General features: G+C 73.6%; 12 protein-coding genes and 2 pseudogenes. 4 read left to right on the top strand and 10 right to left on the bottom strand.

Annotated features, from left to right (window positions below; translation table 11 throughout):
- The first annotated feature begins 40 nt into the window (after window positions 1-40).
- The gene (locus tag ACFV9T_RS30415; RefSeq protein ID WP_385445650.1) at window positions 41-1240 is read left to right on the top strand and encodes a glycosyltransferase; all 1200 of its coding nucleotides are present in this window, start codon (window positions 41-43) and stop codon (window positions 1238-1240) included.
- Window positions 1241-1267: 27 nt separating this feature from the next.
- Here ACFV9T_RS30415 and ACFV9T_RS30420 read toward each other — a convergent pair whose 3' ends face one another.
- Window positions 1268-2218: an AraC family transcriptional regulator gene (locus tag ACFV9T_RS30420; RefSeq protein WP_385445651.1), complete on the bottom strand. Its 951-nt coding sequence runs from the start codon at window positions 2216-2218 to the stop codon at window positions 1268-1270.
- Between the two features lie 81 nt (window positions 2219-2299).
- Here ACFV9T_RS30420 and ACFV9T_RS30425 point away from each other — a divergent pair, with 81 nt between their 5' ends.
- Entirely contained in the window at window positions 2300-3121 is an 822-nt protein-coding gene (locus ACFV9T_RS30425) for an NmrA family transcriptional regulator (protein ID WP_385445652.1), read from the top strand.
- 3 nt (window positions 3122-3124) lie between these two features.
- On the opposite strand, the gene ACFV9T_RS30430 is transcribed toward ACFV9T_RS30425, so the two are convergent.
- The 4 genes from ACFV9T_RS30430 to ribA all read right to left on the bottom strand — a co-directional run bounded on the left by ACFV9T_RS30430 (window position 3125) and on the right by ribA (window position 7658).
- Window positions 3125-5272 carry a xanthine dehydrogenase family protein molybdopterin-binding subunit gene (locus ACFV9T_RS30430; RefSeq protein ID WP_385445653.1) on the bottom strand — a complete coding sequence of 716 codons (2148 nt, stop codon included), beginning with the start codon at window positions 5270-5272 and terminating at the stop codon, window positions 3125-3127.
- On the bottom strand, window positions 5269-6276 hold the full coding sequence (locus ACFV9T_RS30435; protein WP_385445654.1) for an FAD binding domain-containing protein: 1008 nt from the start codon (window positions 6274-6276) through the stop codon (window positions 5269-5271). The genes ACFV9T_RS30430 and ACFV9T_RS30435 overlap by 4 nt, the downstream gene beginning before the upstream one ends.
- Window positions 6273-6833 (bottom strand): 2Fe-2S iron-sulfur cluster-binding protein, encoded by a 561-nt coding sequence (locus tag ACFV9T_RS30440; protein ID WP_385445655.1) that lies wholly within the window; start codon window positions 6831-6833, stop codon window positions 6273-6275. Before ACFV9T_RS30440 ends, ACFV9T_RS30435 begins: the two co-directional genes overlap by 4 nt.
- Before the next feature lie 147 nt (window positions 6834-6980).
- On the bottom strand, window positions 6981-7658 hold the full coding sequence (ribA, locus tag ACFV9T_RS30445; RefSeq protein WP_385445656.1) for a GTP cyclohydrolase II: 678 nt from the start codon (window positions 7656-7658) through the stop codon (window positions 6981-6983).
- A 108-nt stretch (window positions 7659-7766) separates the two neighbouring features.
- Here ribA and ACFV9T_RS30450 point away from each other — a divergent pair, with 108 nt between their 5' ends.
- Window positions 7767-8585 (top strand): creatininase family protein, encoded by an 819-nt coding sequence (locus ACFV9T_RS30450; protein ID WP_385445657.1) that lies wholly within the window; start codon window positions 7767-7769, stop codon window positions 8583-8585.
- A pseudogene (locus ACFV9T_RS30455) lies at window positions 8582-9223 on the top strand (RibD family protein); the annotation flags it as partial. The gene ACFV9T_RS30450 and the pseudogene ACFV9T_RS30455, both read left to right, overlap by 4 nt.
- A 270-nt stretch (window positions 9224-9493) precedes the next feature.
- Here the strand turns inward: ACFV9T_RS30455 and ACFV9T_RS30460 are convergent.
- The 5 genes and pseudogenes from ACFV9T_RS30460 to ACFV9T_RS30480 form a co-directional block, all read right to left on the bottom strand.
- Window positions 9494-10333: pseudogene (locus tag ACFV9T_RS30460) on the bottom strand (lysylphosphatidylglycerol synthase transmembrane domain-containing protein); the annotation flags it as partial.
- Entirely contained in the window at window positions 10330-11187 is an 858-nt protein-coding gene (locus ACFV9T_RS30465) for a methyltransferase domain-containing protein (protein ID WP_385445658.1), read from the bottom strand. The gene ACFV9T_RS30465 and the pseudogene ACFV9T_RS30460, both read right to left, overlap by 4 nt.
- On the bottom strand, window positions 11184-12308 hold the full coding sequence (locus ACFV9T_RS30470; RefSeq protein ID WP_385445698.1) for a glycosyltransferase family 4 protein: 1125 nt from the start codon (window positions 12306-12308) through the stop codon (window positions 11184-11186). Before ACFV9T_RS30470 ends, ACFV9T_RS30465 begins: the two co-directional genes overlap by 4 nt.
- A 29-nt stretch (window positions 12309-12337) precedes the next feature.
- The gene (locus ACFV9T_RS30475) at window positions 12338-12736 is read right to left on the bottom strand and encodes a 6-pyruvoyl tetrahydropterin synthase family protein (protein WP_385445659.1); all 399 of its coding nucleotides are present in this window, start codon (window positions 12734-12736) and stop codon (window positions 12338-12340) included.
- A gap of 126 nt (window positions 12737-12862) precedes the next feature.
- Entirely contained in the window at window positions 12863-13837 is a 975-nt protein-coding gene (locus tag ACFV9T_RS30480) for a zinc-binding alcohol dehydrogenase (protein WP_385445660.1), read from the bottom strand.
- Window positions 13838-13895 lie beyond the last annotated feature (58 nt).

Consider the following 13895-nt stretch of genomic DNA (forward strand, 5'->3'; position numbering starts at 1 on the left):
AACCACGGCGGAACAACGGAGGATGGGGCGGGGTCGCCCGATGAGAGTCCTGCACATCATCTCCCGCCTCGGCGCGGGCGGCGCCGAGCAGCAACTGCGGCTGCTGCTGCGCCACGTACCGGTGCGCTGCGACGTGGTCGTCCTCGCCGCACCGGGCAGCACCGCCCACGGCATCCGCGCCGACGGCATCCCGGTCACACAGCTGCCCATGGACGGCCGCGCGGGCGAGCTGCGGGCGCTGCCCGCCCTCGTGCGCACCATCCGCTCCGGCGGCTACGACCTGGTGCACACCCATCTCTACCGGGCCTGTGTCTACGGCCGGATCGCCGCCCGGCTGGCGGGCGTACGGGCCGTCATCGCCACCGAACACGCCCTGGGTGAGCGCACCGTCGACGGCCACCCCCTGAACCCCGCCGTCCGCGCCCGCTATCTGGCCGCCGAACGGCTGGGCTCGGCGACCGTCGCCGTCTCGGCCGCCGTCGCCGACCGGCTGCGCGACTGGGGCGTGCCCAACCACCGCATCCATCTGGTGCCCAACGGCATCGACGCCCGCCACTTCCGCTTCACCCCCGCCGCCCGCACCGCCGCCCGCGCCCGCCTGGCCATCCCCGAACACGCCTTCGTCGTCGGCGGGGTCGGCCGCCTGGTCCCCGCCAAGCGGTTCGACACGGCGGTACGGGCCGTCGCCAACGTCCCCGGCGCCCGGCTGCTGCTGGTCGGCGAGGGCCCCGAGCGCCCCGCCCTGGAGGACCTGGCCGCCCGGCTCGGCGCCGCCGACCGCGTCCGGCTGCTGGGCGAGCGGGACGGCGCCGTCGCCTCGCCCGACGACCGGCCCGCCGGGCTGCCCGGGCTGCTGGCCGCCATGGACGTACTGGTCTCGCCGTCCGCCGAGGAGGCGTTCGGACTCGCCGCCCTCGAAGCCCTCGCGTCCGGTCTGCCCGTGCTGCACACCGCATGCCCGGCCCTCGACGAACTGCCCGCCGGCGCCGCCCCCGCCGCCCGCCGCATCGCCCCCGGCGCGGCCCCCCTCGCCGACGCCCTGCGCCGCCAACTGGCCACCGGCCCACACCGGTACCCGGTGCCGGACGCGGTCGAGCGCTACGACATCGCGCGCGGCGTCCGCCGCCTCATGGACCTCTACGACCGCACCACCACCTGCGGCCCGGACGGCTGCCTGCGCGGCCCCGCAGCGGGAATGCGCCCCGTACGCGGCGGCGACCGAGGCGCCACCACGGGCTGAGCCCGGCGTCTCCGTACGGGCCGCCGGTCAGCTCGCGGTCGGCGCGGGACCGTGGGCGCGGTGGTCGCGGGGGCTGATGCCGCGTTCGCGCTTGAACGCCGTGGACAGCGCGAACGCGCTGCCGTACCCCACGCGCCGGGCCACCGCCGCCAGCGTCGCGTCCGGCTCGCGCAGCAGATCGGCGGCGAGTGCCAGCCGCCAGCCGGTCAGATACGCCATCGGCGGCTCGCCCACCAGCGCGGTGAAGCGGCGGGCCAGCGCCGCCCGCGAGACGCCCGCCTTCGCGGCCAGCCCCGCCACCGTCCACGGATGCGCCGGGTTGTTCTGCAGCAGCCGCAGCGCATGGCTCACCACCGGATCGCCCAGCGCCCGGTACCAGGCCGGGGCCCGCGCCTCCGGCCGGGCGAACCAGGCCCGCAGCACGGCGATCAGCAGCAGGTCCAGCAGCCGGTCCAGCACCGCCGACTGGCCCGCCTCGTCCCTCACGATCTCCTCGCCGAGCCAGGGCATCAGCGGGCAGTCCCACACCTCGCCGTCCAGCACCAGCAGCGGCGGCAGCGCGTTCAGCAGCCGCCCGCTGATCTCCCCGTCCAGCAGGTAGGTGCCGATGAGCAGCGTCGTCGAGCCGTCCGCGCTGTTGCCCCAGGTGCGCACGCCCAGCGCCATCGCCTCGGCCAGATCCCGGCCGTCCGCCGTCCGGCACTTCTCGTCCGGCAGGATCCACGCCTGCGGCGCGGTGTCCGGCGAGTCCGCCACGGTGTACGGATCCGGGCCGCGCACGACCGCCACGTCCCCCGGACCCAGCCGCCGTGGCGCGCCGTCGCCCGGCACTACCCACGCCTCGCCGCGCGCCACCGTCATCAGACACAGCGGGGCCCGGTCCTCGATCCGCACCGACCACGGCGGCTCCATCACGGCCCGCAGCAGAAAGGCGTCCCGGGCCCGGGGCCCGTCCAGCAGGTTCGCCAGCGCGTCCATGCCGCACAGCGTAGACGCGCGCTTATGCGGATGAGCCTCTCGGCCATGGCCCGTCTCACCGCAGCCCAGTTGACTGTCCGTATGACCACAACCGAGAACACCACGCTGGTACTCGGCGGCACCGGCAAGACCGGCCGCCGGATCGCCGAGCGGCTGACCGCCGCCGGGCGGCCGGTCCGTATCGGCTCCCGCACCGGCGAGCCGCCCTTCGACTGGGAGGACCGCACGACCTGGGCGCCCGCGCTGCGCGGCACCGGCGCCGCGTACCTCGCGTACTACCCCGACATCGCCGACCCGGGCGCCGCCGCCACCCTCCGGGACTTCGCCGAACAGGCCGTCCGCGGCGGCACCCGGCGGCTGGTGCTGCTCTCCGCGCGCGGTATGGACGCGACGCTGCCCGCCGAGCGGGCCGTGGCGGTGGACGGCGCCGAGTGGACGGTCCTCCGGGCGAGCTGGTTCTTCCAGAACTTCAGCGAGGGCATCCTGCGGGACGGCGTGCTCGGCGGCGAGATCGTCTTCCCCGCCGGGGACGTCGAGGAGCCCTTCATCGACGCCGACGACATCGCGGACGTCGCGGTCGCGGCCCTGACCGGCGACGGGCACGCGGGGCGGATCCACGACCTCACCGGCCCCCGGCTGCTGACCTTCGCCGAGGCGGCCGGGGAGATCGCCCGCGCGAGCGGACGCGAGGTGCGCTACACACCGGTCTCCGTCGAGGAGTACGGGACGATGCTGAGCGGCTACGGGCTCTCCGACGACCTCGTCGCCTTCCTGGCCGAGCTGTTCGGCGCGCTCCTGGACGGCCGTAACGCACAGCTGACGGACGGCGTCCAGCGCGCGCTGGGCCGCCCGCCGCGCGACATCGCCGACTTCGCGCGCGAGGCCGCGGCGATCAGTCTGTAGAGATCAGCTGGTGGCGAGCAGCTTGTCGAGGGTGATCGGCAGGTCGCGCACCCGCACACCGGTCGCGTGGTGCACCGCGTTGGCGATGGCCGCGGCCGTGCCCACGATGCACACCTCGCCGACCCCCTTGGCGCCCATCACATTGGTGTGCGGGTCCGCCGCGTCCACCCAGTGCGCCTCGACCGCGTGCACATCGGCGTTGGCGGCGATGTGGTACTGGGCGAAGTCCTGGTTGACCACATGCCCGAAGCGCGGGTCCAGCACGCTGTGTTCGTACAGCGCCATCGACATGCCCTGCGTCATGCCGCCCAGCAGCTGCGAGCGGGCGGTCCTCGGGTTGATGACCCGGCCCACGTCGAACATGCCCAGCAGCCGTGGCACCCGGATCTCCCCGGTGTCCGCGTCCACCCGGACCTCGGCGAACTGCGCGCCGAAGCTGTGCATCGCGTACCGCTCGGCGGCGGGGTTCGCGGGCAAGTCGGCGGTGACCTCCAGACCGTCCGGCGGGATCACACCGCCGTGCTCGGTCTCCAGGAGCGCCCCCAACTGGTTGGCGGCCTCCGCGATCGACGAACCCCAGCTGTTGATGCCGGAGGAGAAACCGGCGGGGGAGGCGCTGGGCAGGGTGGTGTCCCCGATGCGCAGCTCCACCCGCTCGACCGGCACGCCGAGCGCGTCCGCGGCGATCTGGGTGAGCGCCGTCCAGGTGCCGGTGCCGAGGTCGGCGGCGGCGATCAGCACCGTGCAGTGCCCGTCCGGTGCGATCCGGACCGTCGCCGCGTTCCCCGGGAGGCGCGGCGAGGGGTACGTGGAGACGGCCACCCCGGTCCCGATCAGCCAGCGCCCCATGCGGCGCGCCCGGGGCGTCGGATCGCGGCGCTCCCATCCGGCCCGGCGGGCGCCCTCGCGCAGACAGGCCACCAGATGGCGGCTGGAGAACGGCAGCCCCGACTCGGGGTGGACGTCCGGCTCGTTGCGGATGCGGAACTCCACCGGGTCCATGCCGCACGCGATGGCCATCTCGTCCATCGCCGACTCCAGCGCGAACATGCCCTGCGCCTCGCCCGGCGCCCGCATGATCGTCGGCACCGGGATGTCGAGCGGGGCCAGCCGGTGGGTGGTGCGCCGGTGTGGGGCGGCGTACAGCAGCCGGGTGCAGACGGCGGTCTGGTCGGCGTACCCCTTGGCGCGGGCGGTCTGCTCGACCACGTCATGGGTGATGGCGGTGAGCCTGCCCTCGGTGTCGGCTCCCAGCCGGATGTGCTGGATCGACGCCGGGCGGAAGCCCACCAGCGCGAACATCTGCTGGCGGGTCAGCGTGAACTTCACCGGTCTGCGCACGGTCCGCGCCGCCATCGCGGCGAGCACCGCGTAGCTGTGCGGATAGACCTTCGAGCCGAAGCCGCCGCCGACGTGCGGGGACACCACCCGCACCCGGCCCGGTTCGAGCCCCAGGGTGGCGGCGATCAGATCGCGGCTCATGGTGGCGCCCTGCGTGGAGCAGTACACCAGCAGCTCGCCGTCGGTCCAGGTGACCACGGCGGTGTGCGGCTCCATCGGGTTGTTGTGGTGCATCGGCGTGGTGTACGTGGCGTCCAGCGTGGTGTGCGCACCGGCCAGCGCCGCGTCGGCGTCGCCGAGGACGCTGTCGGCGGGGGAGCCGTCCTGGAGTTCGCCACCGCCCTGGCCGAACTGGGCCGCGTCCAGCGGCTTGTAGAGGTCGTCGCGGTCCTCGCGCAGCGCGGTGTCCGGCGGGCGCTGCTCGTACGTGAACCGCACCAGGCCCGCCGCGTACCGGGCCGTCTCCGGGGTCTCCGCGACCACCGCGCCGGTGAACTGCCCGCGCCAGGCCACCTCGTCGGACTGCAGCACCGCCAGCTCCGGATCGTCCGGGATGGTCAGCCGTGGCGCGGTGAGATGGGTGAGCACGGCCAGCACCCCCGGCTCGGCCTCCGCGGCGGACGTGTCCACCCCGGTGATCCGCCCGGCGGCGATGGTGGACTGCAGCGGATGGAGATAGGCGGGGTGCTCGACGGGCCACTCGAAGGCGTAGGTGGCGGTGCCGGTGACCTTCAGCGCGCCGTCGACCCGGCGCAGCGGCGTGCCGACCGCCCGCGGCCGCTCCCTGACCTCCTCGCTGGCCTTGCTCATCGGGCGACCTCCAGCAGATCGAGCAGCGTGGCGACGAGGGTGTTGCGGGCGAGCGCCACTTTGAAGGCGTTGCCCGGCAGCGGCTCCGCCTGGGCCAGTTCGGCCGCGGCGGCGTCCCGGAAGCTGTCCCACGTCGCGGGCGCGCCGCGCAGCGACTCCTCGGCCTTCCACGCCCGCCACGGCTTGTGCGCCACGCCGCCCAGCGCGATGCGTACGTCCCGTACGGTGCCGCCGTCCGTGACGTCCAGCGCGGCGGCGACCGACACCAGCGCGAACGCGTACGAGGCGCGGTCGCGCACCTTGCGGTAGCGGGAGGTGGTGGCGAAGTCGGGCGGCGGCAGCTCCACGGCCGTGATCAGCTCCCCGCGCCGCAGCACGGTGTCCTGCTCGGGGGAGTCGCCGGGCAGCCGGTGCAGCTCGGTCAGCGGGACGCGCCGCTCGCCGTCCGGGCTCTGGCCCTGTACGCCCTGGACGCACACCACGGCGTCGAGCGCCGCCAGCGCGACCGCCATGTCGGAGGGGTGGGTGGCCACACAGGAGGGCGAGGCGCCGAGGATCGCCATATCGCGCTGATGGCCCTCCAGCGCCGAACAGCCCGACCCCGGTGCGCGTTTGTTGCACGGGGTGGTCACGTTCTGGAAGTACGGGCAGCGGGTGCGCTGCAACAGGTTCCCGCCGGTGGTGGCGAGGTTGCGCAACTGGCCCGAGGCGCCCGCCAGCAGGCCTTGCGAGAGCACCGGATAGCGCCGCCGGACCCGCCGGTCGGCGGCCAGATCGCTGCCCGTGACGGCGGCGCCGATGCGCAGGGCCCCGTCCGGCAGCTCCTCGATCCGGTCGGAGGTGAGCCGCCGGACGTCGATCAGGACCTCGGGGGTCGCGACCTCCAGCCGCATCAGGTCCACCAGGTTCGTACCACCGGCCAGATACGCCGCCCCGGGCTCCTCGGCCAGCGCGGTCACGGCCGCCGACACGGTGTCGGCATGCTCGTAGCGGAAGGGTTTCATCGGTGCCCCTCCTGATGGCGTGCGGCCTCGTCCCGGTGCGCCACATCGGCGATGGCCGGGACGATGTTGGCGTACGCGGCGCAGCGGCACAGGTTGCCGCTCATGCGCTCGGCGATCTCCTCGTCGTCCAGCACCACATCGGCGGCGTTCGGATCCTTGGCCACGGCGCTCGGCCAGCCGTCCGCCGCCTCGCGCAGCATGCCGACCGCCGAGCAGATCTGGCCGGGGGTGCAGTAGCCGCACTGGAAGGCGTCATGGGCGATGAACGAGCGCTGCAGCGGATGCAGGCCGTCGCCCTCCGCGGCACCGTCGCCATTGACGAGACCGGCGGCCGTGACGATGTCGGCGCCCTGGTGCGCCACCGCCAGCGCCAGACAGGCCAGCGCGCGGCGGCCGTCGAGCAGGATCGTGCAGGCGCCGCACTGGCCATGGTCACAGCCCTTCTTGGGGCTGGTGTTCCCCAGCCGCTCGCGGAGGGTGTCCAGCAGCGTCGTACGGGTGTCGACGGTGAGCCGGTGCTCCGTACCGTCCACCCGGAGCGTGATCTCCACGTCCATGCTTCACATCATCGGACATATGTGCACTGATCGCCCGTTCTAGGTCATGCGAACGGCTCCCGACCGGGTGCACGAGATCGCCGACGGCGCGGTGGGCTCAGCTGACCGTCCCGCCGCGCCATCGGCGCCACCGGCTCCGCGCGCCGCTCAGGACCGCTCGGCGCCGCCGTCGACGGACGACAGCACGCCGTCCAGATGCGGCAGGTAGTGGTCCATCCGCTCCCGCTTGGTCAGCAGGTACGGCAGGTTCTCCTCGCACGGCTGGATCAGCAGCGGAACCTGCTCGCTGATCTTGATGCCGTGGCGCAGCAGCGCCTCCCGCTTGCGCGGGTTGTTGGAGAGCAGCCGTATGGAGCGCACCCCGAGGTCGTGCAGCATCTCCGCCGCCACCTGGTAGTCGCGGGCGTCGTCCGGGAGGCCGAGGGCGAGGTTGGCCTCGACCGTGTCGAGCCCTTCCGCCTGCAGCTGCATCGCCTGGAGCTTGGCCAGCAGGCCGATGCCCCGGCCCTCGTGGCCGCGGAGATAGACGAGGATGCCCCGCCCCTCGCTCACGATGGCGCGCAGCGCCGCGGAGAGTTGGTCGCCGCATTCGCAGTGCCGGGAGCCGAAGGCGTCTCCGGTCAGGCACTCGGAATGCACGCGCGTGAGTGCGTCCTCGCCCTTGACGTCGCCGTATACCAGCGCGATCTGTTCGTCTCCGCGATTGTGGTCCTGGTAGCCGAAAGCGAGAAAATCGCCGTGCACGGTGGACAGCCGGAGATTCACCACTCGTTCGACATCCGATCGACGTGCGCTGTCGACCAACACGCTATCACTTGCTGTCATGTTGCAACCCTATCTGGTAAACGCCGGGTGGCGTAGGGGAAAATGGAGAAGTCGGCCGGGTGATTGGCCGCGCATCCCGTAGCACGAAGAACGAAAGGCCCGAAGAACATGAGCGATTCGGAAACGCCGGACCAGTGGGCCTCGGGGCTCCTGCCGCCGACGACCACCGAGGAGGTGCGGGACCTGCGGGCCGGCGTCGCCGTCCTGCCCATCGGCAGCTTCGAGCAACACGGCGCGTATCTCCCGCTGGTGACGGACACGGTCATCGCCTGCACCATCGCCAGAGAGATCGCCGCGGCGTATCCGGTCCAACTCCTCCCGCCCGTCACGGTGTCGTGCTCGCACGAGCACGCGGACTGGCCGGGCACCGTCTCCATATCCGCCGCGACCCTGTACTCCGTGGTGCGCGACATCGCCGGATCGCTGCGCCGCTCGGGTGTCGGCTCGCTGATTCTGGTGAACGGACACGGCGGAAATTACGTCCTGCGCAACATTGTTCAGGAATCCGCCGGGACCGGTACCCGCATGGCCCTTTTCCCGGGCTCGGCCGACTGGGACACGGCCCGCACCAGGGCCGGTGTCCAGACCCCGTCGTACAGCGATATGCACGCGGGGGAAGTGGAGACCTCCATCCTGCTGCATGCCCATCCCGAACTCGTCCGTCCCGGTTATGAAACCTCCGATTGTCTCGCCGACGACCGGAAGCATCTGCTGACTCTCGGTATGGCCGAGTACACCGAGTCCGGTGTCATCGGCCGTCCTTCCCTGGCGTCCGCCGGGAAGGGAAAGGAACTTCTCGCCGCACTCACCGAATCCTTCGCCGAGTATCTAGATTTGGTCGGCGACCGGCAGAAAGTCGGCGACCGGCAGAAAGTCGGCGACCGGCGGGAAGTGTGCGACCGGCAGGAAGCGGGGGAGACGCGATGACGACCCTGGATACGGCACAGGCATGGGAGCGGCTGCTCTCCATACGGACCGTGGCCGAGGCCCGGGCCGCCGGGCTGACGCGCGGCGCGGACGGCGCGGTGCGCTGGCGGCAGGACGCCACCGAGGAGGCGGACGAACTCGCCGACCGCTATCTGCCGCTCTGCCTGGCCGGGCCGCGGCTGACGATCGCCCAGCTCGGCCAGAGCCTCGACGGGTTCATCGCGACCCGCACCGGCGACGCCGACTACGTCACCGGCGAGGAGGACCGGTGCCATCTGCACCGGCTGCGCGCCCTCACCGACGCCGTGGTCGTCGGGGCCGGGACCGCCATCGCGGACGACCCCCAGCTCACCGTGCGCGCCTGCGCCGGACCGCATCCGGTGCGCGTCGTGCTCGATCCGCACGGCCGGGTACCTCACCATCGCCGGGTCTTCACCGACGGCTCAGCGCCGACCCTGTGGGCGGTGGGAGCGGACGCCCGGGACGGGCGGCCGGCGCCGGACGGAGTTGACGTACTGACCCTGCCGGACCGTGCCGCGTTCGCGCCGCAGCGCCTGGTGGAGGCGCTTGCGGCGCGCGGACTTGGCCGGGTGCTGATCGAGGGCGGCGGCGTCACGGTGTCGCGCTTTCTGCATGACGGCGCGCTGCATCGCCTCTATGTCACCGTGGCACCGGTTCTGCTCGGCGACGGCATCCCGGGGCTCCGCTTCGACGGCACCCCCGTCATGCGCGACGCCCTGCGGCCCCGGACCCGCCGGGCCCGTCTCGGCGAGGACACCCTCTTCGAGCTGGACCTGGGGACGCCGCAGCCCGACGGCCCACTGACCGACCAGCACACCGAGACCGGGCAGGCTCGCGGCGAAGGTGAGCACCCCGTACACGACGGAGACCGTCAGCCCCTGGGCGGCGCCCAGGCCCGCGGTGCCGAAGGCCCAGGCGGTGACGCCCTCGCGGGGGCCCCAGCCGCCGACGTTCAGCGGCAGCGCCATGGCGAGCAGGGCCAGCACCATGATGGGCACCAGCTCGGCCGCCGGGGCGGTTGATCCCGCCGCTCGCGCGGCCAGCAGGAACGTTCCGAGATAGCCCGCCAGCACCACGGCGGACGAGAACACGACCCCCGGCCAGCTCGCGCGGGCCAGCAGCCCGAGCCGCGCCTCGGCGAGCGCGGTGCGCAGCGCCCGGCGCCCCCGCGAGGTGCCGGGCCTGCGGCGCAGCCGTACGACGGCCACGGCCCCGAGCCCGCACACCGCGATCAGCGCGAGTGCGGCGCCGGGCGTCGTGGCCACGGCGTGGAGCGCCTGGCGGGCCTCCGCGAGGACGAGCGAGGGCCGGGCGAAGAGAACCGCCACGCCGACCATCACCAGCACCACCTGACCCGCCGTCCGCTCCAGCACCACCGCGCGCACGCCCCGGGCGACATCGCCCTCGGTGCGCCCGTGCCGTACCGCCCGGTGCACATCGCCGAGGACGCCGCCGGGCAGCGCCGCGTTGAGGAACTGCGAGCGGTAGTAGTCGGCGACGGCCTGGGCCAGGGGCAGCCGGATGCGCAGCGCCCGCGCCACCACGCACCAGCGCCAGGCGCTGAACACGGTGGTCAGCAGGCCGAGTCCGAGCGCGGCCAGCAGCGTGAGGCCGTCGATGCGGCGCAGCCCGTCCAGGAAGGCGCCGGTGCCCATCTGCCACAGCAGCACCGCGATGATGGCCGCCCCGGCGAGGGTGCCGAGCCGCGCCCGGATCGTCGCGCTCATGACACTCCGCCCGTAGGCCCGTCGCCCACCGGACGCGGCAGCGCCAGCAGATCGTCGTGGTGCACCACCACCCGCAGCCCGCCCGCCTCGCACTCCGCCAGCCTGCGCCGCAGATACGTCTCGGCGCGCGGCTTCAGCTCCGGCCGGTGCTCCACCGCCGCGCCCACCCAGCCCCGCAGCCACTCCGCCGCCAGCGCCGACTCCCCGGCGCCCAGCAGCCAGGGGCTGGCGTGCGTCCGTACCGTCGCACCGTGCCGGGCGAAGGCCTCGGACGCCACCTCGACCGCGTCCGGACCCAGCAGACCGGACCGGCGCTGATGGGCGTTGAACGCCTCCGCGATCTCCGCGTCCAGCGGGTCCTCCGGGGTCAGATCGACCCGTCCCGCCACCGACAGCGCCAGCAGCACCGGACAACCTGCCCCGGCACTCGCCGCGGCCAGCCCCTCCACCTCCTCGGCGGTGAGCACGTCCAGCAGCGCGGAGGCCGTCACCAGCGAGGCACCCGCCAGATCGGCCGCGGTCAGCGAGCCCAGGTCACCGCGGCGCGTGCGCACCGTGACCGGGCTGCCGTCGGCGGCCGTACGCGGCGCCCGCGCGGCCGCCAGCTCCAGAAGCGCCGGGTCGTGGTCGTGCAGAACCCACTGCTGCGGGCCGTCCAGCCGGGGCGCCAGCCACCGGCCCAGGGAGCCGGTGCCGCAGCCGAGGTCATGGATCACCCGCTCGGTGCCCTCGGGCAGCTCGGCGAACCGGGCCCGCAGCGGCACCACGAGTTCGGGCGCGCGGGCGAGGGCGTCCGCGCCCTCGCGCAACTCCAGCCACTCGGGTGCGTACTGAGGCGTATCGGTGGTGGTCACGCGGCCCTCCGGGGTTCGCGGCGAAGTCGTTCCAGCGCACCGGCCAGATCCCGGACGGTCGTCTGCCAGCCGTCCAGCGCGGTGCGGCGGCCGCGGGCGGCCGTGATCAGCCGGCGGCGTACATCGGGGTCGCCCAGCCAGCGGCGCAGCGCCGCCCTGAGCGCGGCCGGGTCGTCCGGGGCGACGAGCAGGCCCGGCACACTGCCCTCGGGCGCGTGCCCGAGCGCCTCCGGAACCCCGCCCACCGCGGTGGCCAGCACCGGAACGCCGTGCGCCAGCGCCTCGGTCACCACCATCCCGTAGGTCTCGGCGTACGAGGCGAGCACCAGCAGATCGGCACCGGCGAAGCTCGCCTCCAGCTCCGGGCCCTGGAGCGGCCCGGTGAGCCGTACCCGGTCGCCGAGGCCGTTCGCCGCGATCAGCTCGCGGACCCGTTCCACATAGCCGGGGTCCTGGCCGAGACCGCCGACGCACTCAAGCGTCCACGGCACATCGGTGACCTCGGCCAGCGCCTCCACCAGCCGGTGCTGGCCCTTGCGCGGCGTCACCGAGGCGACGCACAGCAGCCGGGTGCCCTCGTCCGTGCCGGACGCCTGCGACGCCACATCGGCGCCGGGCGCGGCCACATGGACCCGGCCCGGGTCCAGCCCGTGGTGCGCCACGAGCCGCCGCGCCGCCCAGCCGCTGGTGACGACGACGGCGGGCATCGCGCCCAGCGTCTTGCGCTCCAGCGCGTCCAGGTCCGCCGCCCGGCCGGGGGCCAGCCCCGTCTCCTCACCCAACGGCAGATGCACCAGCACCGCGAGCCGCAGCCGCTCCGCCTCGGGAACGACGAGATAGGGGAGCGCGCAGGCGACGAGGCCGTCGAGGAGGACGATGCTGCCGTCCGCCAGCTCGGCCAGCAGCCGGGACAGTTCCGCGCGCGTCGCGGGCCCTGGCTGCGGCCAGCTGCCCGCGATCGTGTGCTCGTGGACGTCCCAGCCGATGCCGGGCAGCTCCCGGCAGATCCGCCGGTCGTACGTATTGCCGCCGCTCGGCGCGGCCGGGTCGGCCACCCCGCCGGGCATGACGACATGCACCCGGCGCACCGGCGGCGGGGCGGCACCGCCGCCGAAACTCATCAGGCTCCCGGGGCTCTCCAGATGGGCGGTCACAGGTCACGCTCGTAACTCGCCCAGGCGACATGCGACTCATGCAGGGTCACCTGAATCCCGGCCAGGCCGCGCGCGCCCTCGCCGAGCGCCCCGGCGTGCACCCGCTCCGCGAGCCGGTCGGCGATGACCTTGGCCAGGAACTCGGTGGAGGTGTTGATCCCCTTGAAGGCGGGCTCGTCATCGAGGTTGCGGTAGTTGAGGTCGCCGACGACCGAGGACAGTTCCTGGGTGGCCAGTCCGATGTCGACGACGATGTTGTCGTCGTCCAGCGCGGCGCGCCGGAAGGTGGCGTCCACCAGAAACGTGGCTCCGTGCAGACGCTGCGCGGGTCCGAAGACCTCTCCGCTGAAGCTGTGGGCGACCATCAGGTGATCGCGGACGGTGATGCTGAACAACGGCCCTCCCGGTCCGGCGGCACATCTCGGCTACTAGTACGGCCGATGCCTTCCCCGTGTTCAGCCCCAGCTCAGCCTTGTTTCAGTCGGCCGGTGAGCACTGCGTCACACGCTGAGCGCGAACGCCTAGTACCGCACCCGGTGGCACAGCCCCGGCAGCTCACCGGCGGCGATCCGGGCCATCACCCCCGGCAGTTCCTCGAACGCGCACTCCCCGGTGACCAGCGCGTCGAGCGCGGGATCGGCGAGCAGTTCCAGCGCGACCGCCAGCCGGTCCGCGTAGCCCCGGCGGCCGCTCCGGGCGGCCGGGGACACCGTCCCCACCTGGCTGCTGCGCACGGTCAGCCGCCGGGAGTGGAACGCCTCGCCCAGCGGCACGCTGATCCGGCGGTCGCCGTACCAGCTCAGCTCGATGACCGTGCCCTCCGGAGCGAGGAGTTCCAGGGAGCGCGCGAGGCCTGCCTCACTCGCGCTGGCGTGCACCACCAGATCCCGCTCGCCCTCCGCCTCCTCCGGCAGCGCGAAGTCGACACCGAGCGCCTTGGCGATCTCGGCCCGCGCCGGGTCGGCGTCCACCAACTGCACCCGTACGGCCGGATAGCGGGCCAGCAGCGCGGCGACCGACGCCCCGACCATCCCCGCCCCGACCACCGCGATCCGGTCGCCGAGCAGCGGCGCCGCGTCCCACACGGCGTTCACCGCGGTCTCCACCGTCCCGGCCAGCACCGCCCGCTCGGCGGGCACGCCCTCCGGTACGGGTGTCACGGCGCTCGCCGGGACCACGTACCGCGTCTGATGCGGGAACAGACAGAAGACCGTACGGCCCTCCAACTCCCGAGGCCCCTCCTCGACCACCCCCACATTGAGGTAGCCGTACTTCACCGGCCCGGGGAAGTCGCCCTCCTGGAACGGCGCCCGCATCGCGCCGTACTGGCTCTGAGGCACCCCGCCCCGGAACACCAGCGCCTCCGTGCCACGGCTCACACCGGAGCACAGCGTCCGCACCACCACCTCACCCTCCGCGGGCTCGGGCAGCACCACATCCCGTATCCCGCCGTGACCGGGGGAGTTGAGCCAGAAAGCACGGGCGGCGCGCTCCATGAGCGTCCTCCTTAAGGATCGAGCGGAAACTCCGCCCGGAAACAACGGGCCGCATCTC

Source organism: Streptomyces sp. NPDC059850 (assembly GCF_042731515.1).
In the GTDB taxonomy this organism is placed as follows: domain Bacteria; phylum Actinomycetota; class Actinomycetes; order Streptomycetales; family Streptomycetaceae; genus Streptomyces.